The organism is Comamonas sp. (genome assembly GCF_009360615.1).
Lineage (GTDB): Bacteria > Pseudomonadota > Gammaproteobacteria > Burkholderiales > Burkholderiaceae_C > Comamonas.
The window spans coordinates 34,914-59,633 of record NZ_SPEY01000040.1; the positions used below are offsets into that span (position 1 = coordinate 34,914).

Consider the following 24,720-nt stretch of genomic DNA (forward strand, 5'->3'; position numbering starts at 1 on the left):
GTCGTCCCCCTCCCATAGCGCGCAGCGCGTAGAGAGAGGGGGAAGCCGCGTGGCGGCTCAGGGGGTGGGCGTACCGTAGGTGCGCCTTCCAAATATCCCGCTGCCCACGCGCACCATGGTGCTGCCTGCGGCCACGGCAGCTTCCAGATCGCCGGTCATGCCCATCGACAGCGTATCGAAGTGCTCCAGCCCCGCGAGACCACTGGACTTTATGGCATCAAAAATGGATGCAGCCCTTTTATGGACTGCGCATTGCGCTGCGAAATCAGGAGTATCGTCGGGAATGCTCATGATGCCGCGCAGGCGCAGATTGGGCAGTTTCACCATGGCTTCGGCCAGCTCCAGCGCTTGCTCGGCCACAACGCCGGACTTGGTGATGCCGCCATCCACATTGACCTGGATGCAGACATTGAGCCGTGCCATGCCCTGGGGGCGCTGGGCCGAAAGACGCTCGGCGATCTTGAGCCGGTCCACGGTCTGGGCCCAGTCGAAATTCTCGGCCACCAGCCGGGTCTTGTTGCTCTGGATGGGCCCGATGCAATGCCATTGCAGCGCCTCAGCGCCCTCCAGCTGCATGGCGCGCACTGCGGCAATCTTCTCCACGGCCTCCTGGATGTAGTTCTCGCCAAAGCTGCGCTGGCCGGCCAGCACCGCCTCGCGCACCGCATCCGCGCCGAAGGTCTTGGAAACGGCCAGCAGCTGCACCGATGTCACGGGCCGGCCTGCACTGGCGCAAGCGGCTGCCATGCGGGCATGAATCTGCCCCAGATTGTTTTCAATCGTCGTCATAATTGGCGCCAGAGTACCAAACCAGAGAGGGATCTCCGTGGATATCACGCAATTGCTGGCATTCAGTGTCAAGAACAAGGCTTCGGACTTGCATTTGTCGGCAGGCCTGCCCCCCATGATTCGCGTCCACGGCGATGTGCGTCGCATCAACATCGATCCGCTGGACCACAAGACCGTGCACGCCATGGTCTACGACATCATGAGCGATGCCCAGCGCAAACAGTACGAAGAGTTTCTGGAAGTGGACTTTTCGTTCGAAATTGAAGGCCTGGCGCGGTTTCGTGTCAACGCCTTCAACCAGAACCGCGGCGCGGCGGCCGTGTTCCGTACCATTCCCAGCAAGATCCTGACGCTGGAGCAGCTCAACGCCCCCAAGATCTTCTCCGACCTGGCACTGAAGCCGCGCGGCCTGGTGCTGGTGACGGGCCCCACGGGCTCGGGCAAGTCCACCACGCTGGCGGCCATGGTCAACTATCTCAACGAGACCGAGTACGGCCACATCCTGACGGTGGAAGACCCCATCGAATTCGTGCACGAGTCCAAGAAATGCCTGATCAACCAGCGCGAAGTCGGCCCCATGACGCTGTCGTTCGCGGCAGCGCTGAAGTCCGCGCTGCGTGAAGACCCGGACGCGATTCTGGTTGGCGAAATGCGCGACCTGGAAACCATCCGCCTGGCCATGACGGCGGCCGAGACCGGTCACCTGGTGTTCGGCACGCTGCACACCTCGTCGGCCGCCAAGACCATCGACCGTATCATCGACGTGTTCCCGGCCGAGGAAAAGGAAATGGTGCGCGCCATGCTCTCAGAGTCGCTGCAGGCCGTGATCTCGCAGACGCTGTGCAAGACCAAGGACGGCCAGGGCCGTGTGGCCGCGCACGAGATCATGCTGGGCACGCCCGCCATCCGCAATCTGATTCGCGAGGCCAAGGTGGCACAGATGTACTCCACCATCCAGACCAGCCAGAACATGGGCATGCAGACCCTGGACCAGAACCTGACCGATCTGGTGCGCCGCAACCTCATCAGCCCGGCCGAAGCCCGCAGCAAGGCGAAGATCCCCGAGAATTTTCCTGGATGAGGCTCCCCCTGAGCGGCGCTGCCGCGTCCCCCTGAGGGGGACAACACCTTCGCAGCGGGGCGGCCCTTGCTCGGTGTTTCTCGTCCGGGCCGCGCAAGTTTTGAGAGTGGCTGTGCAACGGCCACGGCACAAGGAGTGATCATGGAACGCGATCAGGCCAGTAAATTCATCAACGATCTGCTGCGGCTCATGGTCAGCCGCAACGGCAGCGACCTGTTCATCACGGCGGATTTTCCGCCCGCGATCAAGATTGACGGCAAGGTCACCAAGGTCTCGCCACAGCCGCTGAGCCCGCTGCATACGCTGGCCCTGGCACGCTCCATCATGAACGACAGGCAGGTGGCTGAATTCGAGCACACCAAGGAGTGCAACTTCGCCATCTCGCCGGCCGGCGTGGGGCGCTTCCGCGTCAATGCCTTCATGCAGCAGGGCAAGGTCGGCATGGTGCTGCGCACCATTCCCACCACCCTGCCCACGATTGACGGCCTGGGCGTGCCGCAGGTACTCAAGGAAGTGACCATGACCAAGCGCGGCCTGTGCATTCTGGTCGGCGCGACGGGTTCGGGCAAGTCCACCACGCTGGCAGCCATGGTGGACTGGCGCAATGAAAATTCCTTCGGCCACATCATCACGGTGGAAGACCCCGTGGAGTTCGTGCATCCGCACAAGAACTGCGTGGTCACGCAGCGCGAGGTGGGACTGGATACGGACAGCTGGGAGGCCGCCCTCAAGAACACGCTGCGCCAGGCACCCGATGTGATTCTGATGGGTGAAATCCGCGATCGCGAAACCATGGAGCACGCGATTGCCTTTTCGGAAACCGGTCACCTGTGCCTGGCCACGCTGCATGCGAACAATGCCAACCAGGCGCTGGATCGCATCGTGAACTTCTTCCCCGAAGAGCGCCGCCCGCAGTTGCTGATGGATGTATCGCTGAACCTGCGGGCCATCATCTCCCAGCGTCTGATTCCCAAGCAGGACAGCAAGGGCCGTGTCGCCGCCATCGAAATCATGCTCAACTCTCCGCTGATTGCCGACCTGATCTTCAAGGGTGAGGTCGTCGAGATCAAGGAGATCATGAAGAAAAGCCGCAATATCGGCATGCAGACCTTTGACCAGGCGCTGTTCGACCTGTTCGAATCCAATCTCATCACCTATGAGGATGCGCTGCGCAATGCAGACTCGGTCAACGACCTGCGTCTGCAGATCAAGCTCAACAGCCAGCGCGCCCGGACTCTGGATCTGGCGGCCGGCACCGAACACCTGACTATCGTCTAGCTGTCAGGGCACCGATACGCCCTCCCACGCAAGGGCGGCTGTCGTGCTGCGGACGGGCCGGCGCCGTCAGCCAGGGCCCTCACTGCGGCGCTACCATGATCGAACTGTTCCGCACCAAGTCTTAGAGGATTCCATGAGCACAGCCATCATCGCCTCCCGCAGCTACGCCCCCTGCACTTCCACGCCTGTGGCCTTTCTGGGCCTGGGTGTCATGGGCGCCCCCATGGCCGGGCACCTGGCGGCCGCAGGCCACCAGGTCGCGGTCTACAACCGAACGACCGCCAAGGCCGAAGCCTGGGTCGAGGCGTTCCCCGGCGGCCGGCTCGGGGCCACGCCGCGTGAGGCCGTCAAGGGCGCGCGCATAATCTTCTGCTGCGTGGGCAACGATGACGACCTGCGCTCGATTGCACTGGGAGACGACGGTGCTTTTGCCGGGATGGAGCCCGGAGCCATCTTCGTCGATCACACCACGGCATCGGCCCAGGTGGCGCGCGAGTTGTATGCCGAGGCCCGCCAGCGCGGCCTGCACTTCATGGATGCCCCGGTGTCCGGGGGCCAGGCCGGCGCGGTCAACGGCCAGCTCACCGTCATGTGTGGAGGCGATCAGGAGGTATTCGACCAGGTTGCCCCGGTGGCAGAAGCCTTCTCGCGCGCTTTTACCCATATGGGCGCCTGCGGCAGCGGCCAGTTGACCAAGATGGTCAATCAGATCTGCGTGGCCAGCGTGGTGCAAGGCCTGTCCGAAGCCATCGCCTTTGGTCTGCGTGCAGATCTGGATGTGGACAAGGTCCTCGACGTCATCGGCAAGGGGGCGGCCCAGAGCTGGCAGATGGACAATCGCGGCAAGACCATGGCCGTGGGGAAGTTCGACTTCGGCTTTGCCGTGGACTGGATGCGCAAGGATCTGGGCCTGGTGCTGGCCGAGGCCCAGCGCAACGGTGCGCGTCTGCCGGTCACCGCGCTGGTGGACCAGTTCTATGCCGACGTACAGGCCATGGGCGGCAATCGCTGGGATACCTCCAGCCTGATCCAGCGTCTGCGCTGAACGCCGGCCCCATGCAGAAAGCCGGACGCGAGTGCGGCTTGTCTTGGCCTGTGAAGCCGCTTCAGTTCATGCTGGAGCGGTCTTCGACCAACGGCGCAGCCCTGGATGTGGACGCGGCCAGTTCCTCTTCGGAGATGACGTCGAACAGCCTCACCACCTTGCTCACATCATTGACGCCACGGGCGATCTCGGCCGCGCGCTTGGATTCGCGCGGCGTGACGATGCCCATCAGATAGACCACGTTGTTCTCGGTCACGACCTTGATGGCCGAGGACGAAATATCCTTGGCATTGACGAGGCTGGCCTTGACCTTGGTCGTGATCAGGGAGTCCTGGGAGCGCTGACCCAGCGTCGCCGTGAAAGGAACGACCTCGATCTCGTTATAGACCTCGCGCACGGTGGCCTGCTCGCGCACCAGCTTCTCGATGGTCGCCTTGTCCGTCGCATTGCCGGCCTGGCCGGTCAGCAGCACCACGCGGTTGTAGCTGGTGGCGCTGACGCGGGCCTTATCGCCCATCACCTCGCTGATGCGATTGCCGGCACGCAGCTCGATGCCCTGGTCCTCAACCTGTGTGCCGGTGGTGCGTCTGTCCACGGCCGACATGCCCGCCACGGCGGCACCGCCGCCCACCAGAGCCACGCAACCGCTCAAGGCGCCACCCAGAGCGGCAACGGTCAGGGCCGCACATGCAACACGGGTCCACTTCAACTTCATAGAGGCATCTCCTGGTCACCAAGCAGTTGAGAGTCCACACCGTCGGCCAGACAGTGCAGGATCAAGGTATGGGTTTCTCGGACACGCGCCGCACGGTCGTGGGGCACGCAGATCAGTACATCGGTCTCGCGCACGGCGGTAGCCAGATTGCCGCCGGTGCGGCCTGTCAGCACCACGGCCATCATGTCGCGCTCGTGGGCGGCTTCCAGGGCCTCCAGAACGGCCATGTCGTTGCCGGTCACCGATATGAGCAGCAGCAGGTCGCCGGGCTGGCCCAGCGCCCGCACCTGACGCGCCAGGTACTGGCTGGCATTGCCGCCCGAGCCCGTGGCGCCCACGCTGCCCAGCAGGCCTCCGTCGGAAGTCAGGGCCACGGCCGCCAGCTCGGGACGGTCGCGCTCGAACCCTGTCACGCACAGGGAGGCAAATAACTGGGCATCGCTGGCCGAAACACCCGTACCGCAGGCCAGTACCTTGCCGCCGCCCGTCACGCAGGCCAGCAGGGCCTGTACGGCGGAAGCAATGGGTTGGCTCAGCGCCTGGGCGGCCTGGTACTTCAGGTCGGCACTGTCGATGAAATGCTGTTGAATTCGTTGCTCTAGCATGGAGGCCCGATGATACCCGCCACCTGTTATCTCTTTGGTAGCAAACCGTTATTTGCGCATCAGTGTTGCGCACAACCATGACGCGGCGACTAAAGTGCCTCGAATGCCGCTTGGAGCCACTCGATGCGCATCTGGTTCCCGGAGCTGTCGACCAGCACCACATCAAAGCGGCATGGCGGCGCTGCCGCAAGCCTCATCAGATAGTATCTGGCGGCCAGCACAATGCGCTGCTGCTTGAGGCGGCCGATGCTGCCGCCGGCACCGCCGAAGCGCTCGGTGTTGCGGCTGCGGACTTCGACGAACACCAAAGACCCGTCGCGGTCACGCAGGATCAGGTCGATTTCGCCGCCACCACGGCCTGGCGTCCGATAATTGCGCTCGACAAGCTTCAGGCCCCGCGCCTGCAGATGGGCCAACGCCGCATCCTCGGCCTGTTGCCCGCGTGCGGTGGTGCTTTGCGCCGGCTTGGGCCGCCTTCCAAGGAAATCCATTGACTACCTCTTTCGCCTCTGCACTGACTGCCGCACATGACGCGGCCGCTTCCCAGCATTATCCGCAGGGAGCCCTGTATGTGGTGGCGACGCCGATCGGCAATCTGGCCGACATCAGCCTGCGCTCGCTGCATGTGCTGCAGATCGTGGACTGCATCGCCTGCGAAGACACGCGTCACACCCAGGGCCTGCTGCGCAGCTACGGACTGGAGCGCCCCGGCAGCCAGTTGCTGGCCGTGCACCAGCACAACGAGGCAGAAGCCGCCCAGCAGGTGATCGAGCGGCTGCAGCAAGGCCAGCGCATCGCCTATGTCAGCGATGCAGGCACACCCGGCGTCAGCGACCCCGGCGCGCGCCTGTGTGCGGCCCTGCAGACCGTGGGTCTGCGCTGCATTCCCCTGCCCGGCGCCAGCAGCGTGACGTCGGCCATCAGCGTCGCCGGTGCCGTCACGCCGGCCCAGGGAGAAAGCGGCTTCGTGTTTGCCGGCTTCCTGCCCACCAAGAATGCAGAGAGGCTGGCCGCCGTGCAGAAGCTGGCTGGCCAGCCGCGTTGCACCGTGCTGCTGGAAGCCCCGCACCGCATCATCGAGCTGGCCCAGGCGCTGGCCCTGCTGGGCGAACGTCGCGTCACGCTGGCACGCGAGATCACCAAGCAGTTCGAAGACATCGCCAGCATGCCGGCCCATGAGCTGGCGGCCTGGCTGCAGGCCTCGCCGCAGCGTGTGAAGGGCGAATTCGCCATCGTGCTGCACCCCGTGACGGTGCAGCAGGAGTCGGGCGAGGCCGAACGCGTGCTCAAGCTGCTGCTGGCCGAGCTGCCCACCAAGACGGCCGTGAAGCTGGCCGCCGAAATCACGGGCAGCAGCCGCAATACGCTCTACGACCGGGCGCTGGAACTCAAGCGGGCCGCCGAACAGGAATAGGAACGCCAGCCGCAACGGTACAAACCAGACCACCCCGCCACGGGCCGCCCTCGCCTTGGGGAAAGCCGCGTGGCGGCTTCGAGGGCTTCAAGCTCAGGCATAGGCCAGACCGGTCGCCACGCCACCAAACAGGTCGCCTTCGACCTGCGGCACATCCGGAAAGGCGGTTCCCAGCGCATCGCGCAGGGTCCGCAGGGCCGACGAGCCGCCGGTCAGATAGATGGCATCCGGCACCGCCACGCCGGCCTGCCGCACACAATCCTGCGCACATTCGACCACCTGCAGCAGCAAGGCCTGCAACTGCTCCTGCAGAACCTCTGGAGAAATGAACGCGGGCAGATCCTTCTCCAGCCAGTCCAGAGCGATGGCCGAAGCCGCATGACCTTGAGAAGCGGCAATCTTGGCCTGTTCCACCGCATCGGCCAGACGATGGCCTTCGCGCCAATCCAGCACCTTCATCAGGCGCTGGTGCAGTTGCGGATCGCTGTAATCACTCCTGAGGCCGCGCGCCGCAGCCAGGGCCTTGGCGGTGTAGAGCCACTGGATCAGATGCCAGGTGGAGAGATCGAAGAACACGCTGCTGGGCACCTCGCGCCCACTGGGGCCGATGTGCTTGTAGCCCAGCAGCGGCATGACCTGCGCCACATTGAGGCGATGGTCGAAATCCGTCCCTCCGATATGTATGCCGGTGGTGGCCAGAATATCCCGGCTACGGTCGGCATGCCCCGCCTGCTGCGGACCCAGACGCACGACCGTGAAGTCCGAGGTGCCACCACCGATATCGACCACCAGCACCAGTTGCTCCTCGCTCAGGCGCTGCTCGTAGTCGAGCGCCGCCGCAATCGGCTCCAGCTGAAAGCTGACTTCACCCAGGCCGGCGGCGCGCGCCGCTGCGGCCAGCGCATCCTGCGCCTGGCGGTCCCGCTGCGGGTGCTCGTCGACAAAATGCACGGGACGCCCCAGCACGACACGCTCGGGCAGACGGCCGTCCAGCGCCCGGCGGGCCTGATCGGCCACCCGCTTGAGGAAGATCGCGATGATGTCCTGGTAGCTGACCAGCTGATCATGCACCGCAGTCTTTTCCAGCAACAGACTGCTGCCCAGCAGGCTCTTGAGGGAACGCATCAGACGCCCCTCTTCACCCGCCAGATACTGCTGCATGGCATCGCGGCCGAAATGCGTGCTGTGCTCCTCGGCATTGAAGAACAGAGCCGTGGGCATGCCGGTGGCGGTGCCTTCCAGTGCCAGCAGACGCGCGACCTTGCCAGGCAGGCGATAGGCAGCAGCAGAGTTGGAGGTTCCGAAATCGATGTCCAGAGTGGCAGGCGTGAGAGCTGTGGTCATGAAAGGCGGCGCTGCGCCGCGTCCCCCCGCAAAGGCTGACGCGGCCGCAACGAAAACGCCCACCGAAGTGGGCATGGGTGTCAGCGGGGGCGCTATTCTAGCGCCCTGTCATTGGGCCTAGGCGGCGGCGGTTTCCGCCTCTATCCCCGACGGCCGTGCCAGTTCAAGGCGCACCCGGTGCGTGGCAGCTTCGTCCAGTTTTCGCGCCGACTCCTGTCGCGGCACCGACAGCACGACGGCATAAGGGCCTTCCCCGCGCGTGTCCAGTCTTTGGGCCAGCTCCCCTGCCGCCTGGAGCGGAGCGGCAAGCACCAGCTCGGTGGAGCCCAACCTGAGCGATACCCGCTCGCTGCGGCCATCGGCCGAAGCCTGCAGCGGACCGACATCCACGCCTTCACCCAGCAATGCCCGCCAGCGCGCCAGGCTGGCCTGCAGATCCCGCACTGCCACTTCCAGACGGGCCACGCCGGTCACCCCATTGGGATGGACGCGGGCCTGGCCTTCGGGCACGCGCAAGACGCGCGGTGTCAGGTCGCCGCACAGAAACGGGAGGTCCTGGCTGCGGGCACGTGCATTGCGCCAGCGCAGCTGCGCTCCATCGGGCCGAAGACGCCCTCCCTCGTATGGCGCTTCATAGCTCAGGCCGCGCGCCTGGGCCTCCGCCACTGCGGTGCCGGTCTCGGTGGGCAGCAGCGCGAAGTCGACCAGCCCCTCGCCGTGCTGCTGCAGCTGCTGCCACCAGCGCTCCTCGGGCGCGGGTGCCCGCCAGGCAATGAGTTCGAAATAGACGCCGTCGGCAAACACCACCAGCGCGTTGTGCGTGGAGCGGCCCGGGTGCTCGCCGCCACGCAGCACATTGAAACCCAGGGTCTGGTAGTCGGCAATCGTGCGTTCCAGGTCCTGGACCGCGATGACGATATGGTCGAGTGGCAAGCGCATGGCTAAGGCTTTCCGAACAGGGTCTCAGGCCGCCAGGCGCTCGGGCGCGCTGGAATCGGTATGGCGCACTTCGGCGCGGATGGACTGGGGGTTGCGCAGCAGGTTGAGGATGGGGCAGGTTCGCTCCACGGCCTCGAACAGCGCATCGATCTCGGCGCGGCTGGCCGGCGAATCGATATGCACGGTGTAACCGATATCGTGCGGCCAGATCGGCGTCGCCTCGTGGCCGGGCTTGCCGCCACGCGGGTCGATGACGCCCGTGACCTCGACCTCCAGGCTCTCCAGCGGCACCTGGCGCTCGGCCGCCTGGATCAGAAAGATGTGGGTCACGCAGGTGCCCAGCACGCCCAGCTGCAGCTCGGGCGAGCTCGGGCCCAGGTTGTAGCCCGCGAAGTCGGGCGGGCTGTCGCTGATGACCTGGTGTTCGCGGATACGCAGACGGCGCACGCCGCTGCGCCCCTCGGCACGCACGCTGGCCTTGAGTCTGGCGGCCTGCGCCGTGCCCGCCGCAATGGCAGCGCTGCGTGCCAGCACGGCCGCGCGTTTTTCGGAAAGATATTCGTTGAGATGGCTCATGAGCGGGCTTTCGGTAGAGGAATGCCAGTCCATTGTTGTGAGAGTTGCACGCCAGGCCAACAAAGGATTTCGTCTGCGCTTATGCGCTCCGCAAATATGCAGGCCCACGCCTCTTAGTTGTTTTTCGAATAACGATGCTACCCAATATATGAGCATGAATATTTGCCGTCGATAGCATGACAACCATGAATCCGGTCGGCCGCTGCGGCGAAGCCCCCGGAACCTGAGTTTTCAACGCCATGCGGCGATGAGGTATGAACGTGTTTTTCCCTTCGCAGACGGATCCATCGACAAAACAGCCGGCAAACAGGTCGGCCCGACGCCGCGCCCTATGGGCCGCAGTGGCGGTACTGACGGGCAGCATGCTGCTGGCCGGCTGCTCCAGGCAATCCGGCTCGGCCCAGGCCGATGCCTCGGCAGAGCCGGTTCAGGGCGGCACCCTGGTCTACCTCGAACAGCAGGCACACACCAATCTCTATCCGCCTGCCGGCGGCTTCTACCCCAATGGCGGCGTGCTCAACCAGATCACGGACAAGCTGACCTACCAGGACCCCGAGACGCTGGAGATCCAGCCCTGGATCGCCGAATCCTGGACCGTGAACGCCGATGCCACCGAGTACCTCTTCAAGCTGCGCCCGGGTGTGAGTTTCTCCGACGGATCACCACTGGACGCAGCCGCCGTGGCGCGCAACTTCGACACCTACGGCCTGGGCAACAAGGCGCTCAAGCAGCCGGTTTCCGAGGTCATCAACAACTACGAGCGCAGCGAAGTCGTCGATCCGCTGACCGTGAAGTTCTTCTTCAAAAAGCCCTCGCCGGGCTTTCTCCAGGGCACATCGGTGATCGGCTCGGGCCTGGTCTCGCCGGCCACGCTGGATCGGCCCTTCGAGGAGCTGGGCGATGCCACGCGCATCATAGGGTCTGGACCCTTCGTGGTGGCCAGCGAGACCCTGGGCAAGGAGCTGGTGCTCAAGGCGCGCAAGGACTACCGCTGGGGTCCGGCCAAGCTGGCCCACCAGGGCCGCGCGCGCCTGGATGAAGTCCGATTCGTCGTGACGCCCGAGGACAGCGTACGCATAGGCGCACTGCTGGCCGGCCAGGCCGGCTTCATCCGCCAGGTCCAGGCCTATGACGAAAAACGCGTGGAGCAGCAGAAGTTCACCATCTACGCACCGTCGACCCGCGGCGTGAACAACAGCATTGCCATCCGGCCCGACAACGCCCTCGTGGCCGACCTCAAGGTGCGTCAGGCCCTGCTGCACGGGACCAATACCAAGGAGATTGTGGAAACCCTGTTCTCTTCGCGCTACCCGCAGGCACGCTCGGTGATCGCCTCTACGGCGGCCGGCTTTGTGGACCTGTCGGCCAAGCTGGTCTTTGACGAGGCCAGGGCAAAGCAATTGCTGGAAGAAGCCGGCTGGACCCTTGGGGCTAACGGTGTACGCCAGAAGAACGGCCAGGAATTCGTCCTCTCCACCTACGAATCCCTGCCCCAGCCACAGAACAAGGAGACCTTGCAACTGGTGGCCCAGCAATGGGCCAGGCTGGGCATCAAGCTCAATGTGCTGGCCGGAGATTCAGGCAGCCGCACGGTGGACACACTGGACCCCGACAAGACCGGTGTGCTGCCGGGTATGGTGGGCCGCGCCGATCCCGATGTGATCAAGAGCAACTACTACCCTGGCAATCGCAATGTGCTTCTGCAAAAAGGCGGTGTGAGCCAGAAGGTCAAGTCCTTCGAGGACCACAAGCTCAACCGCCTGTTCGAGGCCATCGCTGCAGAGACCGATGCGGCGCGGCGCCTGGCGCTGACCGGCGAGGTGCAGAACTACCTGATCGATCAGGCCTATGTGATCCCGATCTTCGAGGAGCCCCAGGCTTTCGCGGGTGCAGCCTGGGTGCGTGACGTGGGCTTCGAGGCCGTGGGCCGCCCCAGCTTCTACGGCACCTGGCTGGCCAAGCGCTGAGTGCGCACCGATCAAGGAAGCGCACCCATGCCACGCCGCTATCTGCTTGGCCGCATCGCACAGGCCGCCCTGGTGCTGTGGGCGGCTTTCACGGCCTCCTTCATCCTGCTGCAGCTGCTGCCGGGGGACGCCGTGCTGATCAAGTTCCTGAACCCGGAACTGGGCCTGGGCCCGCAGGAGATCGCCGACATCCGCGCCGCCTACGGAGCCGACCAGCCCGTCTGGCAACAGTACCTGCACACCCTGGGGCAATTCCTCACAGGCCATTTCGGCTACTCCTTGCAGGCCGGGGTGCCCGTGAGCCAGGGGCTGGCCACCAGTCTGCCGCCCACGCTGCGTCTCGCGGCCCTGGGCTTTTCCACAGCGGCGCTGCTGGCCATCGCGCTCGCGGCAACGGCAAGCCTCGCGCCGCTGGCCTGGCTGCGCAATGCCTTGCATGCGCTTCCCTCGGTCTTCGTTTCCGTGCCGGTGTTCTGGCTGGGCATCATGCTGATCCAGATCCTGTCCTTCCGTCTCGGCTGGATCTCCGTCATCAATCCCGGCCCCTGGGAAGGTCTGATCCTGCCCACGCTGACGCTGGCCGTGCCGATCTCCGCGCCACTGGCCCAGATCCTGCTGCGCAACATCGACACCGTGCTGGCCCAGCCTTTCGTGGCCGTGGCACGCGCCAAGGGGGCCTCGCGCGCCTGGGTATTGCTGCACCATGTGGCGCGCAATGCCTTGCTGCCCACCCTGACCATTGCCGGCGTGCTGTTCGGAGAGCTGCTCGCCGGTGCCGTGGTCACCGAGGCCGTGTTCGGCCTCAACGGTCTGGGCACGCTGACCCAGCAGGCCGTGGGCAACCAGGATACGGCCGTGCTTCAGGCCGTGGTCGTCGTTTCGGCCGCCGCCTTCGTGCTCATCAACCTCGCCGTGGACCTGCTCTACCCACTGCTCGATCCTCGTTTGCGTCATTCTGTGGAGAACCGGGCATGAATACCGCCGTCTCGACCGTCATTCCCAAGCCTCTGGCCTCCGGGGTCGCGTCGCCCCCAGCGCCCAAGCAGCCGATCCCCCCGGCACCGGCCGCGAAAAGCCTTCGCCCCGTGTTGATCGACCTGCAAAGGGTCAGGCGCCTGCCGCCCACGCTGGCCCTGGCCTGGCTGGTGATCGCCACGGTCACCCTGTGGGCACTGGCGCCAGCCTGGTTTGCCCATCAGAATCCCGTCGCCGGCCTGTCCGGCCAGCAGTTGCTGATGCCCGGCCTCGCGCACTGGCTGGGCACGGATGCGCTGGGGCGTGATCTCTGGGCCCGCGTGGTGCATGGCTCCGTGCACTCGCTGTCCGGCGCTTTCCTGGCCGTGGCCGTCGGCCTGGTGGCGGGCACGCTGATCGGCCTGCTGGCCGGAGCCACGGGGGGCCGCACAGAGGACGCGTTGATGCGTCTGGTCGACGTGCTGCTGGCCGTTCCATCGCTGCTGCTGTCGCTGACCATCATCATCCTGCTGGGCTTTGGCACCATCAATGCTGCCATCGCCGTCGGGGTGGCATCCGTGGCCAGCTTCGCGCGCCTGGTGCGCTCCGAAGTGGTGCGCGTGCGTCGATCCGACTATGTGGAGGCGGCCTTCGGCAGCGGTGGACGCTTTGCGCAGGTGCTGTGGCGCCATGTCTTGCCCAACTCGCTGACTTCCGTGGCGGCATTGGCCGCGCTGCAGTTCGGTTCGGCCATTCTGTCGATTTCCACGCTGGGCTTTCTGGGCTATGGCGCACCGCCTCCCACGCCCGAGTGGGGTCTGCTGATCGCCGAAGGGCGCAACTACATCGCCACTGCCTGGTGGCTGACCACGGCACCAGGCCTGGTCGTGGTGGCCGTGGTGCTGGCGGCGAACCGCATCGGCGCGTCATTCGCCCGGAGGCCGGCATGAACACCGTGCTGCAAGAGCGCCCCGCCGCGCCGGTTCCTGCCTCCGCTGTCGCCCCGCTGCTCGAGGTCAAGGATCTGGTGATCGCCTACCGCGATCACGGCGGCCAGGAACAGCGCGTGGTCCACGGCCTGTCGTTTTCGATCGCACCAGGCGAGGTCGTGGCCCTGGTCGGCGAATCGGGCTCTGGCAAGACCACCACGGCCCAGGCCGTGATCGGCCTGCTCGCCGACAATGGACGCCGCGAGCAAGGCAGCATCTGGCTGCAGGGCACCGAAGTCTCGGATTGGAGCCCCGCGCGCTGGAACAGTATTCGCGGCCGCGTCGTCAGCCTGGTGCCTCAGGATCCAACCACCTCGCTCAATCCCGTGCGCACCGTGGGCGACCAGGTGGGCGAAATCCTGCGCATCCACGGCCTGCGGGATCGTGCCGCCGTCGAGGCACGTGTGATCGATCTGCTGGCACGCGTGGGCCTGTCCCAGCCTGCGTTGCGCGCGCGCCAGTATCCGCACGAGCTGTCGGGCGGCATGCGCCAGCGTGTGCTGATCGCCATCGCCATCGCGCTGCGGCCTGCGCTGATCATCGCCGACGAGCCCACCAGCGCGCTCGATGTGACGGTACAGCGGCGCATCCTGGATCTGATCGACGAGCTGCGCCGCGAGACCGGCACCGCGGTGCTGCTCGTCACCCACGACCTGGGCGTGGCCGCCGACCGCGCGCATCGCCTCATCGTCATGCAGGGCGGTCGCATCCAGGAACAGGGCCCGACACTGGAGCTTCTGCGCAATCCGCAAAGCGCCTATACGCGCCGCCTGCTGTCCGACGCACCCTCGCTCACACCCGCCCCTCGTCGCACTGCGTCATCGACGGCGGAGGCTGTCCAAGACTGGGCCATCGAGGTCGAGGACCTGATCCACGATTTCCGGACACCCGGCCATGGGCGCGGCGCCTTCCGTGCCGTGGACGGCGTGTCGCTGCGTGTACGCCGGGGTTCCACGCATGCCATCGTCGGCGAGTCGGGCTCGGGCAAGACCACGACCATCCGCGACATCGTGGGCCTGGGACGCCCGACCTCCGGTCGCATCCGCATCGCCGGCACCGAGCTCACGGGCCTGCGCGGCGAGGCCCTGCGCCAGTTGCGGCGCAAGGTCCAGCTGGTCTACCAGAACCCGTTCAGCTCGCTGGACCCGCGCCAGCGCGTTTTCGACATCATCGAGGAGCCATTGCGCAACTTCGCCCCATTGCCGCCCCTGGAGCGCCGCCGGCGCGTGCTTGACATGCTGGAACGCGTGGGCCTGCCGGCCGCCGTGCTGGAACGGCGCCCGCATGCCTTGTCGGGCGGCCAGCGCCAGCGCGTGGCCATTGCGCGCGCCCTGGTGCTCAAACCCGAGGTGGTGGTGCTGGACGAAGCGGTTTCGGCGCTGGACGTCACCGTGCAGGCCCAGATCCTGACCCTGCTGGCCCAGTTGCAGCAGGACCTGGGCCTGACCTATCTCTTCATCTCGCACGATCTTGCCGTGGTGCGCCAGATCGCCGACACGGTGTCGGTGCTGCGCGCAGGCAAGGTGGTGGACGCTGGCAGCGTCGAGGACGTGTTCCTGCGCCCCGCCAGCGACTACACGCGTGAACTCATGGATGCCATTCCCGGCAAAAGGAGCATTGATTTTGTCCCCCACCCCGCCTGACAGTCTTCACCCCGCGCGAGCGGCCCCGCGCCTGGGCTTCTTCAGCCGCTTGCTCGATGACGCACCCGCCGGTGAACGCTACCGCCTCGTGACCGAGCAGATCGCCCATGCCGAAGCCCAGGGTTTCGACACGGCCTGGGTCGCCCAGCACCATTTCCACGAAAGCGAGGGTGGCCTGCCATCGCCCTTTGTGTTTCTCTCGCATGTGGCGGCCCGCACGCGGCGCATCCGACTGGGAACCGGCGTGGTCACGTTGCCGCTGGAAAACGCGCTGCGCGTGGCCGAGGATGCGGCCGTGCTGGACCTGCTGTCGGGCGGCAGGCTCGAAGTAGGCCTGGGCACGGGCGGCACGGCAGAGTCCTTCGAGGCCTTCGGCGTCGCAGGCAGCGAGCGTGGTGCCGTCTTCGCACACAACTTCGCCCGGCTGCAGGATGCGTGGGCCGGACGCGAACTGGCAGGCGGCGTGCGCCTGTACCCCGCAGCCCCCCAATTGCTGAAGCGCGTCTGGCAAGCCACGTTCTCGCCCGATGGCGGCGCGCGCGCGGGTGCCAACGGCGACGGACTCATGCTGTCGCGCACCCAGCCCCGGCCCGAAGGCAGGCCCCTGGCCACCCTGTCGGAGATACAGAATCCCATCATCGACGCCTACCTCGCGGCCCTGCCCACCGGGCAGGCACCGCGCATTCTGGCCTCACGCACGCTGCTCGTCGCCGACCAGCGCACGCAGGCACTGCACTGGGCCGAGGCCGGCCTGCGCCGCTCGGCCCTGCGTCATGCGGCCCTGGCCTCGTCCTCGTCCGCGCAATGGGCAACACGCATCGACCCACAGGCGCCGCTGGAGCAGCTCATTGCGGCCTATGACGTGCACGTGGGAACGCCCGAGGAGGTGATTGCCTCGCTCAGTGCCGACACAGCGCTGGCGCGTGCCACCGACATCGTATTCCAGGTCCACTCCATCGACCCACCGCACACGGCCGTTCTGCGCTCCATCGAGTTGACGGCGGGCGTCGTGGCTCCCGCCCTGGGCTGGCGCCGCAGCGATGCCTGCACCAGCGCATCCCACCCCGTGGCCCGGCCCGAACTGCTTCAACCCGCATGACCATGAGCACCACCGCACAGACCCGCTTCCCTGAAGACGTGATCGACCACCTTGCCGAAATCGCCGCCGGCAGCGCGCTGGATCAGGTGCGTCGCCATCGCAGCGAAGCGCGCATCCAGGCCCAGCAGAGCTTTGCCGCGCTGTTCACCCCGACCGAGCCCATCGCCGGAACTGTCTCGCTGCGCGAGCGCCTGGCACTGGCGGCCTTCACGGCTGGCCTGCATGGGGAGCCGCGCAGCACGGCCTTCTACTCAAGCGCCCTGGCGGCACAGGATGCCGGTCTGGCAGAAGCCGTGAACGCGGAAGTGGTGCGCGGGCGCGCTGCCAGCCTGCGGCCCGGCAGCGGCCCGCACGGCCCCTACGGGATCTATCCGCCCGGCCCCCTGAGCCGTGAGAACCAGAACGGCCCCAGCTACGCCACGGACCCGGCTCATGCGGCTTTGCTAGGTCCGCGCCTGATCGCCGCACTGGCCCATGCCCATCTGTTGACCTATCACCCGCGCGATGCGAGTGCACAGGCCCTGCTGGCGCTGCAGCTGGCCGGCTGGAGCGAGACCGATATCGTCATCCTGTCCCAGCTCGCCTCTTTTCTGTCCTTCCAGATCCGCCTCGTGGCGGGGCTGCGCGTGCTGGGCGCACGACCCACCGTCAGCACTGCATCTTCCACCATCCCCCTGCAAACCCAGCCATGACCACGACCACATCCAATGCCTCTCCCCAGGTCTTTACCCAGGACCAGCTCGACTGGCAGCCATGGATCGCTCCACTGCACGAGAGCGAGCTGACCGAGCGCCACAATGCCGGACTGGTGGATGCCGCACGTGCCAGGTCGCCCTATTTCCGGCTGCTGGCGCGCGACCCCGACACCCTGGGTGCGCGCACGCGCACCGACAAGGACATCTTCTACAACCCCGACGCCGGCCTGCCACGCGCCGAACGCGAGCTGGCAGCGGCTGCAACCTCACGCGCCAACGGCTGCATTTACTGCGCGTCGGTACATGCGCGCTTTGCCACGCATTTCTCGCGCCGCGATGCCGATGTGCAGCGCCTTCTCGATGAAGGCCCCGGTGCCGATCTGGGCCCTCGCTGGAATGCGATCGTCGCCGCCGCCGTGGCGTTGACACAGACGCCGCCTGCGCTGGAAACCCGTCACATCGACGCACTGCGTGCCGCTGGCCTGGACGACGCAGCCATCTCCGACGGGCTGCTCGGCACGGCATTCTTCAACTGGGCCAACCGGCTGATGCTGTCCCTGGGCGAGCCCCTGCGCGCTGCCGGCTGACATCACAGCTCACCAGAGCCCCAGCAACTTCCACCAGGCACTGCCGACCGCCGCGAAGATCAGCAGCTCCAGAACGCACATCGCAGCCCCCACGCGCCACCAGACGCCCAGGGTCACGTAGCCACTGCCGAAGATGATGGGCGAAGTACCCGTCGCGTAATGCGTCAGCGTCATCATGATGGCCGAGCCGGCAGTCATCATCAGCATGAAGGGAACAACGTAGTCGGCTGGGATCAGCTGCGCTCCCACGGTCAGAAAAGCCAGCATCATGGCGCTGATATGGGCGGTGGTACTGGCAAACAGATAGTGCGAGAAGACGAAAACGCCCACCAGGATGGCCGCCACGGGCAACCAGTCAAGACCGCTGGCGACGATGGCATTCCTCAGCCCCTCGGCAAACCAGGCGACCACCCCCAGCCTGTTGAGCTGCTCGGCCAGCATCACCAGGGCCCCGAACCAGATCAGGGTGTCCCAGGCGCTTTTCTCGGACAGTACGTCATCCCAGTCGATGGTTCCCGTGATGATCAAGGTGAACAGCCCCAGAAAAGCCACGACGGTCGGATCCAGCGTAAAGGCAGGACCAAACAGCATCTGCGGCACATTGGCCCACAGCAGCAGCATCATGCCGAAGGTTCCCAGCATGACTCGCTCCTTGCCCGACAGCGGCCCCATGCGGGCCATCTCGTCACGGGCGTACTGCACGGCATTGGGCGTGGCCTTGAGCTCCGGTGGCGACAGCAGGTAGACCGCCAGCGGCATCAGCAGCAGACACAGCAGGCCTGGCATCAGCATGTACAGCGCCCAGCTTGTCCAGCTCAGATGCAGGGACTGGCCCGTGGCCTTGGCCACCAGATCCACGACCAGAGGATTGGGCGCCGTCGCGGTCAGGAACATGGCCGACGTGATCGGATTGGAATGGTAGTTGACCAGCGCCAAATAGGTCCCGACCTTGCCCTGGGTCCCCTTGGCCGGATCCGAATCGAAGGCATTGGCAATGGACTTCATGATCGGATGCACGATACCGCCGCCGCGTGCGGTGTTGCTGGGCGTGAACGGGGCCAGCACCAGCTCGCAGATCGCAAGCCCGTAACCGATGCCCAGGGTTCGCTTGCCCAGCAGCGCGATGAACAGCAGACCGATGCGGTTGCCGAGCCCCGTCTTCTTGAGACCGCGCGAGATCAGAACGGCGACGACGATCAGCCAGATCAGGGGATTCGCAAAGCTGCTCAGCGCATCCGTGATCGCGCCCTTGGAAGAGCTGGAAGTGACCTGGGACAACGACACGATGACAATCGCCATCAGCGCCATCACACCTATGGGCATGACCTTGAGGATGATCGCCACAATGGTCGTCAGAAAGATGGCCACCAGTTGCCATGCCTTGGGATCCAGCCCTGCGGGCACCGGCGTCAGCAGCAGACCGATCAGCACCAGCGAGGCAATCAATGCAGGCACGACGCGAAACGGTACGGCCGATTTGAAGTAGCGGAACATCGAGACGATTTTCTCGAACATACAAGTCCTTCTCTTTACCTGCGGCGCATCGGGACACCATACCTCAGCTGGGAGAAATCCAACAGATCCGGGCAGGCATTGGTGCTCAGCTCGCAGACTGGCATCATGATGCCGTGCCGCATGGCCTCGACGCTGCGCCGACCTTCACCTTATCGATGTTTGACAGGCGTCAAGACTTGTAGCCGCACAGCCGACGGCCACAGCCCGGTTATGCCAGCATCCTGGCCTGACAGATGTCCATGGATTGAGCAGGAGAACCACCCGACATGCCAGCGAACCGATTCATGCCCGATGAATGGGAAAACCGCCTGGGAGAGATAGACCTGGAGATCCTGCATCAGGCGGCGATCTGCAAGATCCATCTGTTCGACCCCGGTGCCGTCGAACGGGTGCTGGCCAATGATGCCGGCATCTGCGGAGCCGAGCATGGGACGGCATTCCGGACCTTGCGCGGCCTGCTCTATCTGCACTACACCGAGCTTCTGCATATCAGCGAGGTGCTGAGCCCGGAAATCGCACAGGTGATCGCCAACCGGGTACGCGAGCATCTGCGTCATCGCTCCGGCGAGCAGCCAGGGGTATGACGAGTCAAGGCGGGTGCTGCCTTCTGGTCCATGGAGAAAATGGACAAAAAAAAGGTCACGACAATGTCGTGACCTTTTCAATTTGGTTGCGCGAGAAGGATTTGAACCTCCGACCTTTGGGTTATGAGCCCAACGAGCTACCAGACTGCTCCATCGCGCGGTATTTCCAAATTATAGCAGGCTTTGCAGCCTGCTCGGGCTTATTCAGCTGCTGCAGCGGCTTCTTCAGCGCGCTCAACCAGTTCCACATAGGCCATGGGAGCGTTGTCGCCCACGCGGAAGCCCATCTTCAGGATACGTGTGTAGCCGCCAGGACGCTGAGCGTTGCGGGGACCCAGCACGTTGAACAGCTTGGTCACGCTGTCGCGGTCGCGCAGACGGTCAAAAGCCAGACGGCGGTTAGCCACGGTGTCAACCTTGGCCAGAGTGATCATGGGCTCGATGACGCGACGCAGTTCCTTGGCCTTGGGGACCGTAGTCTTGATGGCTTCGTGCTCGATCAGCGAGTTCATCATGTTCTGCAGCATTGCCTTGCGGTGTGCAGAAGTGCGGTTCAGTTTGCGGAGGCCGTTGCCATGACGCATGGTGCTTTTCCTTTGCTCCCCGTTTTTATCCGGAGATCTTTATTAAATTAATTCGGGCAGCCGTATCAGGTACTGCCCGAGGCACTTGGACTCAGCCAAAACCCACTCGGTTTCAGCCAAGTCCTCCATTGTAGCGATTAACGCTTTTCCAGGCCAGCTGGCGGCCAGTTTTCGAGCTTCATGCCCAGCGTCAGACCGCGAGAAGCCAGAACTTCCTTGATCTCGTTGAGCGACTTGCGACCCAGGTTGGGAGTCTTGAGCAGCTCGTTTTCGGTACGCTGGATGAGGTCACCGATGTAGTAGATGTTCTCTGCCTTGAGGCAGTTGGCAGAACGCACGGTGAGCTCGAGCTCATCCACGGGACGCAGCAGGATGGGATCGAACGACGTGGCAGCACCACGGCCACCGGCAGGAGCGTCGAAGACGCTGGCAATATCGCCACCGTCGAGCTGGGCAAACACTGCCAGTTGTTCCACCAGGATCTTGGCGGATGCGCGCACTGCGTCTTCAGCGGTGATCGCACCGTTGGTTTCGATTTCCAGGACCAGCTTGTCCAGATCGGTACGCTGTTCCACACGTGCGGATTCGACAGCATAGCTCACGCGCTTGACGGGCGAGAACGAAGCGTCGAGCACGATACGGCCGATCGACTTGGTCGATTCGTCACCATAGCGGCGCACGTTGCCGGGCACATAGCCGCGGCCCTTTTCCACCTTGATCTGCATGTCCAGCTTGCCGCCTTGCGACAGATGGGCAATCACATGATCAGGGTTGACGATTTCTACGTCGTGGGGGGTCTGAATGTCACGGGCAGTGACAACACCTTCGCCATCCTTGCGCAGGCTCAGGGTGACTTCGTCACGATTGTGCAGCTTGAACACCACACCCTTGAGGTTCAGCAGGATGTTCGTCACATCTTCCTGGACACCGTCGATGGAGGAGTACTCATGCAGCACTCCAGCAATCGTCACTTCCGTCGCTGCGTAACCCACCATGGAGGAGAGCAGAACACGGCGCAGGGCATTGCCCAGCGTATGACCGTAGCCACGCTCAAACGGCTCCAGAACAACCTTGGCACGATTGTGGCCAAGTTGTTCGACATTGATTGTCTTGGGCTTCAGCAAATTCGTTTGCATGCAGACTTCCTCTCAATACCCTCGGCTCGTTACACCGGTAAGGCTGGTGAAGCACCCACGGCGCGATGCCTCGCGCCGTGGGGACGGTTTACAGAAATGTCGCTGCTAAAGATTAACGCGAGTACAACTCAACGATCAGGGATTCGTTGATGTCCGAAGCGAATTCGTCGCGGTCAGGAGACTTCTTGAAAGTACCTTCTGCCTTGTCGGCAGACACTTCGACCCACGCGGGGAAGCCCACTTGAGAAGCCAGTTGCAGGGCTTCGACGATACGAGCCTGCTTCTTGGACTTTTCACGCACGGCAACCACATCGCCTTCCTTCACGGAGTAGGAAGGAATGTTCACGGCCTGGCCGTTCACAGTGATGGCCTTGTGGGAAACCAGCTGACGTGCTTCAGCACGTGTGGAGCCGAAGCCCATGCGGTACACGACGTTGTCCAGACGCGATTCCAGCAGAGACAGCAGGTTGGCACCAGTGTTGCCACGCTTGCGGTCAGCAGCTTCGAAGTAGCGGCGGAATTGCTTCTCCAGCACGCCATACATGCGCTTGACCTTCTGCTTTTCACGCAGTTGCAGACCGTAGTCGGAAGTACGCTGACCGGAAGTGCGGCCATGCTGACCGGGCTTGGTGTCGAACTTGGCCTTGTCAGCGATGGAGCGACGTGCGCTCTTCAGGAACAGATCGGTGCCTTCGCGGCGGGAGAGTTTGGCCTTGGGGCCGATATAACGTGCCACTTGATTTCCTTTGTGTCATCTACCGTGCGCAAACACGGGAGCCGCCCGCGATGCTAATGCACCTGGGCGGCGGTGGGCTTGATAAAAATTAGATACGACGACGCTTTTGAGGGCGGCAGCCGTTGTGGGGAACCGGTGTCACGTCCGAGATGGAGGTGATGCGGATACCCAGAGCACCCAGGGCGCGAACCGAGGATTCACGACCAGGACCGGGACCCTTGATTTCAACTTCCAGGTTCTTGATGCCCTGTTCGATAGCAGCACGACCAGCCACTTCCGAAGCGACCTGAGCAGCAAAGGGAGTCGACTTGCGCGAACCCTTGAAGCCCTGGCCACCCGACGAAGCCCACGACAGAGCGTTGCCTTGACGGTCGGTGATGGTGATGATCGTGTTGTTGAACGAAGCGTGCACGTGCGCGATACCGTCAGAAATATTCTTACGGACCTTCTTGCGAACGCGAGCAGCTGCGTTGTTTGCGGGAGACTTAGCCATAATGATCTTTCAATCTCTTATTTCTTCAGAGCCGCTGCACCCTTGCGCGGACCCTTGCGAGTACGGGCGTTCGTGCGGGTACGTTGACCGCGCATGGGCAGGCCGCGACGATGACGGAAACCGCGGTAGCAACCGATGTCCATCAAACGCTTGATGTTCATGGTGGTTTCGCGACGCAGATCACCTTCCAGAGTCATGGGATTCAGGAAGTCACGGATCTTTTCCAGATCAGCGTCCGTCAGGTCCTTGACCTTCTTGGAATACTCGATACCGCATGCTTCGCAGATTTTGCGAGCTGTAGTGCGACCGATGCCAAAGATGGCAGTCAGGCCGATTTCAGCATGCTTGTGCGGCGGGATGTTAATGCCAGCAATACGTGCCATATTAGTCCTCTAATGCTTTCAATCAACCTTGGCGCTGCTTGTGGCGCTGGTCAGTGCAGATCACGCGCACAACACCTTTGCGGCGGATGATCTTGCAGTTACGGCAGATTTTCTTGACCGAAGCCGAAACTCTCATTCTTTTCTCCTAAAACTTTCCATCCACTATCGGCCTATCGACCGGGAAACAATGCCCGCGATAGATCGATGGGCGTCTACTAACTTTTGGCAGGCTGCCCCCTTGGGCAGCCTTGTCATCAAATACCAGCCTTAAAGTTCGCTTTTTTCAGGAGCGACTCGTATTGCTGCGACATCACGTAGTTCTGCACTTGCGCCATGAAGTCCATTGTCACGACCACGATGATCAGCAACGATGTACCGCCGAAGTAGAACGGAACGTTGTACTTCAGGATCAGGAATTCGGGCAACAAGCACACGAAGGTAATGTAGATCGCGCCAGCCAGGGTCAGGCGAACCAGAATCTTGTCAATGTAGCGTGCTGTCTGTTCGCCAGGACGAATCCCGGGGATGAAAGCGCCACTCTTCTTCAGGTTGTCGGCAGTTTCCCGGCTGTTGAACACCAGGGCCGTATAGAAGAAGCAGAAGAAAATGATCGCGGCAGCATAAAGGATGACATAGATTGGCTGACCAGGGGTCAGCGTGCTCGCAATATCCTTCAGCCAGCGCATGGATTCTCCTGCACTGAACCAATTCACCACCGTAGCAGGCAGCAAGATGATCGACGAAGCGAAGATGGGAGGAATCACACCTGCCATGTTCAGCTTCAGTGGCAAGTGCGAAGACTGTCCACCGTACACCTTGTTGCCGACTTGCCGGCGTGCGTAATTCACCAAGATCTTGCGTTGACCTCGTTCGACATACACGACGAAATACGTCACGGCTGCCACAACGAGAACAATGAAGATTGCCGCCAGAATGCTCATGGCACCGGTGCGCACCAGTTCCAGCAGACCGCCGATAGAGCTCGGCAGGCCTGCGGCGATACCGCCAAAAATCAGTATCGAGATACCGTTGCCCAGACCACGTTCAGTGATCTGTTCACCGAGCCACATCAGGAACAAGGTGCCGGCCGTGAGACTGACGACCGCAGTCATGCGGAAGCCAAAACCAGGGTTCAGAACCAAGCCTGCGGAGCTTTCCAGAGCAACAGCAATTCCCAAGGACTGAAACAGCGCCAGGCCCAGAGTGCCGTAGCGGGTGTACTGGGTAATCTTGCGACGACCCGCTTCACCTTCCTTTTTCATCTGCTCGAATGTCGGGACCACGTAGGTCATGAGCTGCATGATGATCGATGCCGAGATGTACGGCATGATCCCCAGTGCGAACACTGTGAAGCGCGAGAGCGCTCCACCCGAGAACATGTTGAACAGATTGAGAATGCCGCCCTGCTGGCCAGAGAACAGCTGCTGCAGCTGCGCTGGATCGATGCCCGGAACGGGGATATGCGCCCCGATGCGGTATACGACCAGCGCAAGCAACAGAAAAACCAGACGACGACGCAGGTCGCCGAATTTTCCAGTCTTTGCAATTTGAGCTGCGCTAGTAGCCACG

General features: G+C 63.7%; 27 protein-coding genes and 1 tRNA gene. 12 read left to right on the top strand and 16 right to left on the bottom strand.

Going from position 1 to position 24,720, the window contains the following annotated elements:
• Positions 1-57: 57 nt before the first annotated feature.
• Positions 58-789 carry a YggS family pyridoxal phosphate-dependent enzyme gene (locus E2583_RS12005; protein ID WP_291596077.1) on the bottom strand — a complete coding sequence of 244 codons (732 nt, stop codon included), beginning with the start codon at positions 787-789 and terminating at the stop codon, positions 58-60.
• 37 nt (positions 790-826) lie between these two features.
• On the opposite strand from E2583_RS12005, the gene E2583_RS12010 reads away from it, so the two are divergent.
• The 3 genes from E2583_RS12010 to E2583_RS12020 all read left to right on the top strand — a co-directional run bounded on the left by E2583_RS12010 (position 827) and on the right by E2583_RS12020 (position 4,193).
• A complete protein-coding gene (locus E2583_RS12010) occupies positions 827-1,870 on the top strand; it encodes a type IV pilus twitching motility protein PilT (RefSeq protein ID WP_003050584.1) in 1,044 nt (347 codons plus the stop codon).
• 141 nt (positions 1,871-2,011) lie between these two features.
• Positions 2,012-3,148 (top strand): PilT/PilU family type 4a pilus ATPase, encoded by a 1,137-nt coding sequence (locus E2583_RS12015; RefSeq protein ID WP_291596078.1) that lies wholly within the window; start codon positions 2,012-2,014, stop codon positions 3,146-3,148.
• 133 nt (positions 3,149-3,281) lie between these two features.
• The gene (locus E2583_RS12020; protein ID WP_291596079.1) at positions 3,282-4,193 is read left to right on the top strand and encodes an NAD(P)-dependent oxidoreductase; all 912 of its coding nucleotides are present in this window, start codon (positions 3,282-3,284) and stop codon (positions 4,191-4,193) included.
• A gap of 61 nt (positions 4,194-4,254) precedes the next feature.
• Here E2583_RS12020 and E2583_RS12025 read toward each other — a convergent pair whose 3' ends face one another.
• The 3 genes from E2583_RS12025 to E2583_RS12035 all read right to left on the bottom strand — a co-directional run bounded on the left by E2583_RS12025 (position 4,255) and on the right by E2583_RS12035 (position 6,004).
• Positions 4,255-4,908 carry a BON domain-containing protein gene (locus tag E2583_RS12025; RefSeq protein ID WP_291596080.1) on the bottom strand — a complete coding sequence of 218 codons (654 nt, stop codon included), beginning with the start codon at positions 4,906-4,908 and terminating at the stop codon, positions 4,255-4,257.
• Positions 4,905-5,513, bottom strand: a complete 609-nt coding sequence (locus tag E2583_RS12030; protein ID WP_291596081.1) for an SIS domain-containing protein — start codon at positions 5,511-5,513, stop codon at positions 4,905-4,907. Before E2583_RS12030 ends, E2583_RS12025 begins: the two co-directional genes overlap by 4 nt.
• An 89-nt stretch (positions 5,514-5,602) precedes the next feature.
• On the bottom strand, positions 5,603-6,004 hold the full coding sequence (locus tag E2583_RS12035) for a YraN family protein (RefSeq protein WP_291596082.1): 402 nt from the start codon (positions 6,002-6,004) through the stop codon (positions 5,603-5,605).
• Between E2583_RS12035 and rsmI the strand changes: the two genes are divergently transcribed.
• Positions 6,004-6,927, top strand: coding sequence for a 16S rRNA (cytidine(1402)-2'-O)-methyltransferase (gene rsmI, locus E2583_RS12040; RefSeq protein WP_291596083.1), 924 nt, complete (start codon positions 6,004-6,006; stop codon positions 6,925-6,927). The two genes, E2583_RS12035 and rsmI, sit on opposite strands and share 1 nt — an antisense overlap.
• A 93-nt stretch (positions 6,928-7,020) precedes the next feature.
• On the opposite strand, the gene E2583_RS12045 is transcribed toward rsmI, so the two are convergent.
• From E2583_RS12045 to E2583_RS12055, 3 genes are all read right to left on the bottom strand, one after another.
• Entirely contained in the window at positions 7,021-8,271 is a 1,251-nt protein-coding gene (locus tag E2583_RS12045) for an Hsp70 family protein (RefSeq protein ID WP_291596084.1), read from the bottom strand.
• A 117-nt stretch (positions 8,272-8,388) separates the two neighbouring features.
• Positions 8,389-9,210, bottom strand: a complete 822-nt coding sequence (locus E2583_RS12050; protein WP_291596085.1) for a VOC family protein — start codon at positions 9,208-9,210, stop codon at positions 8,389-8,391.
• A 24-nt stretch (positions 9,211-9,234) separates the two neighbouring features.
• Positions 9,235-9,819: an OsmC family protein gene (locus E2583_RS12055; protein ID WP_291596086.1), complete on the bottom strand. Its 585-nt coding sequence runs from the start codon at positions 9,817-9,819 to the stop codon at positions 9,235-9,237.
• A 221-nt stretch (positions 9,820-10,040) separates the two neighbouring features.
• Here E2583_RS12055 and E2583_RS12060 point away from each other — a divergent pair, with 221 nt between their 5' ends.
• Genes E2583_RS12060 through E2583_RS12090 form a run of 7 tightly spaced genes read left to right on the top strand, consistent with a single transcriptional unit; the run spans position 10,041 to position 17,720 of the window.
• On the top strand, positions 10,041-11,753 hold the full coding sequence (locus E2583_RS12060; RefSeq protein ID WP_309468491.1) for a TIGR04028 family ABC transporter substrate-binding protein: 1,713 nt from the start codon (positions 10,041-10,043) through the stop codon (positions 11,751-11,753).
• Between the two features lie 27 nt (positions 11,754-11,780).
• Positions 11,781-12,728, top strand: a complete 948-nt coding sequence (locus E2583_RS12065) for an ABC transporter permease (RefSeq protein WP_291596088.1) — start codon at positions 11,781-11,783, stop codon at positions 12,726-12,728.
• Positions 12,725-13,657, top strand: a complete 933-nt coding sequence (locus tag E2583_RS12070; RefSeq protein ID WP_291596089.1) for an ABC transporter permease — start codon at positions 12,725-12,727, stop codon at positions 13,655-13,657. Before E2583_RS12065 ends, E2583_RS12070 begins: the two co-directional genes overlap by 4 nt.
• Entirely contained in the window at positions 13,654-15,339 is a 1,686-nt protein-coding gene (locus tag E2583_RS12075) for an ABC transporter ATP-binding protein (RefSeq protein WP_291596090.1), read from the top strand. The genes E2583_RS12070 and E2583_RS12075 overlap by 4 nt, the downstream gene beginning before the upstream one ends.
• Entirely contained in the window at positions 15,320-16,438 is a 1,119-nt protein-coding gene (locus E2583_RS12080; protein ID WP_291596091.1) for a putative FMN-dependent luciferase-like monooxygenase, read from the top strand. The genes E2583_RS12075 and E2583_RS12080 overlap by 20 nt, the downstream gene beginning before the upstream one ends.
• Positions 16,435-17,130, top strand: a complete 696-nt coding sequence (locus tag E2583_RS12085; RefSeq protein ID WP_291596092.1) for a CMD domain protein — start codon at positions 16,435-16,437, stop codon at positions 17,128-17,130. The genes E2583_RS12080 and E2583_RS12085 overlap by 4 nt, the downstream gene beginning before the upstream one ends.
• Positions 17,127-17,720 (top strand): alkylhydroperoxidase domain protein, encoded by a 594-nt coding sequence (locus tag E2583_RS12090; RefSeq protein WP_291596093.1) that lies wholly within the window; start codon positions 17,127-17,129, stop codon positions 17,718-17,720. Before E2583_RS12085 ends, E2583_RS12090 begins: the two co-directional genes overlap by 4 nt.
• 9 nt (positions 17,721-17,729) lie before the next feature.
• On the opposite strand, the gene E2583_RS12095 is transcribed toward E2583_RS12090, so the two are convergent.
• Positions 17,730-19,235, bottom strand: a complete 1,506-nt coding sequence (locus E2583_RS12095; protein ID WP_291596094.1) for a DASS family sodium-coupled anion symporter — start codon at positions 19,233-19,235, stop codon at positions 17,730-17,732.
• Between the two features lie 266 nt (positions 19,236-19,501).
• On the opposite strand from E2583_RS12095, the gene E2583_RS12100 reads away from it, so the two are divergent.
• Entirely contained in the window at positions 19,502-19,819 is a 318-nt protein-coding gene (locus E2583_RS12100; protein WP_291596095.1) for a hypothetical protein, read from the top strand.
• Positions 19,820-19,902: 83 nt separating this feature from the next.
• Here E2583_RS12100 and E2583_RS12105 read toward each other — a convergent pair.
• From E2583_RS12105 to secY, 8 genes are all read right to left on the bottom strand, one after another.
• Positions 19,903-19,979 (bottom strand) — tRNA-Met (locus tag E2583_RS12105).
• Positions 19,980-20,019: 40 nt separating this feature from the next.
• Positions 20,020-20,403, bottom strand: coding sequence for a 50S ribosomal protein L17 (rplQ, locus tag E2583_RS12110; RefSeq protein WP_003050544.1), 384 nt, complete (start codon positions 20,401-20,403; stop codon positions 20,020-20,022).
• A 137-nt stretch (positions 20,404-20,540) separates the two neighbouring features.
• Entirely contained in the window at positions 20,541-21,539 is a 999-nt protein-coding gene (rpoA, locus tag E2583_RS12115) for a DNA-directed RNA polymerase subunit alpha (protein ID WP_003050542.1), read from the bottom strand.
• A 112-nt stretch (positions 21,540-21,651) separates the two neighbouring features.
• On the bottom strand, positions 21,652-22,275 hold the full coding sequence (rpsD, locus tag E2583_RS12120; protein WP_291596096.1) for a 30S ribosomal protein S4: 624 nt from the start codon (positions 22,273-22,275) through the stop codon (positions 21,652-21,654).
• An 88-nt stretch (positions 22,276-22,363) separates the two neighbouring features.
• Positions 22,364-22,768, bottom strand: coding sequence for a 30S ribosomal protein S11 (gene rpsK, locus E2583_RS12125; RefSeq protein WP_003050538.1), 405 nt, complete (start codon positions 22,766-22,768; stop codon positions 22,364-22,366).
• A 17-nt stretch (positions 22,769-22,785) separates the two neighbouring features.
• On the bottom strand, positions 22,786-23,151 hold the full coding sequence (rpsM, locus tag E2583_RS12130) for a 30S ribosomal protein S13 (protein ID WP_003050537.1): 366 nt from the start codon (positions 23,149-23,151) through the stop codon (positions 22,786-22,788).
• Between the two features lie 22 nt (positions 23,152-23,173).
• On the bottom strand, positions 23,174-23,287 hold the full coding sequence (gene rpmJ, locus E2583_RS12135) for a 50S ribosomal protein L36 (RefSeq protein WP_003050535.1): 114 nt from the start codon (positions 23,285-23,287) through the stop codon (positions 23,174-23,176).
• 118 nt (positions 23,288-23,405) lie between these two features.
• Positions 23,406-24,719 (bottom strand): preprotein translocase subunit SecY, encoded by a 1,314-nt coding sequence (gene secY / locus E2583_RS12140; protein ID WP_003050520.1) that lies wholly within the window; start codon positions 24,717-24,719, stop codon positions 23,406-23,408.
• Position 24,720: the final 1 nt, after the last annotated feature.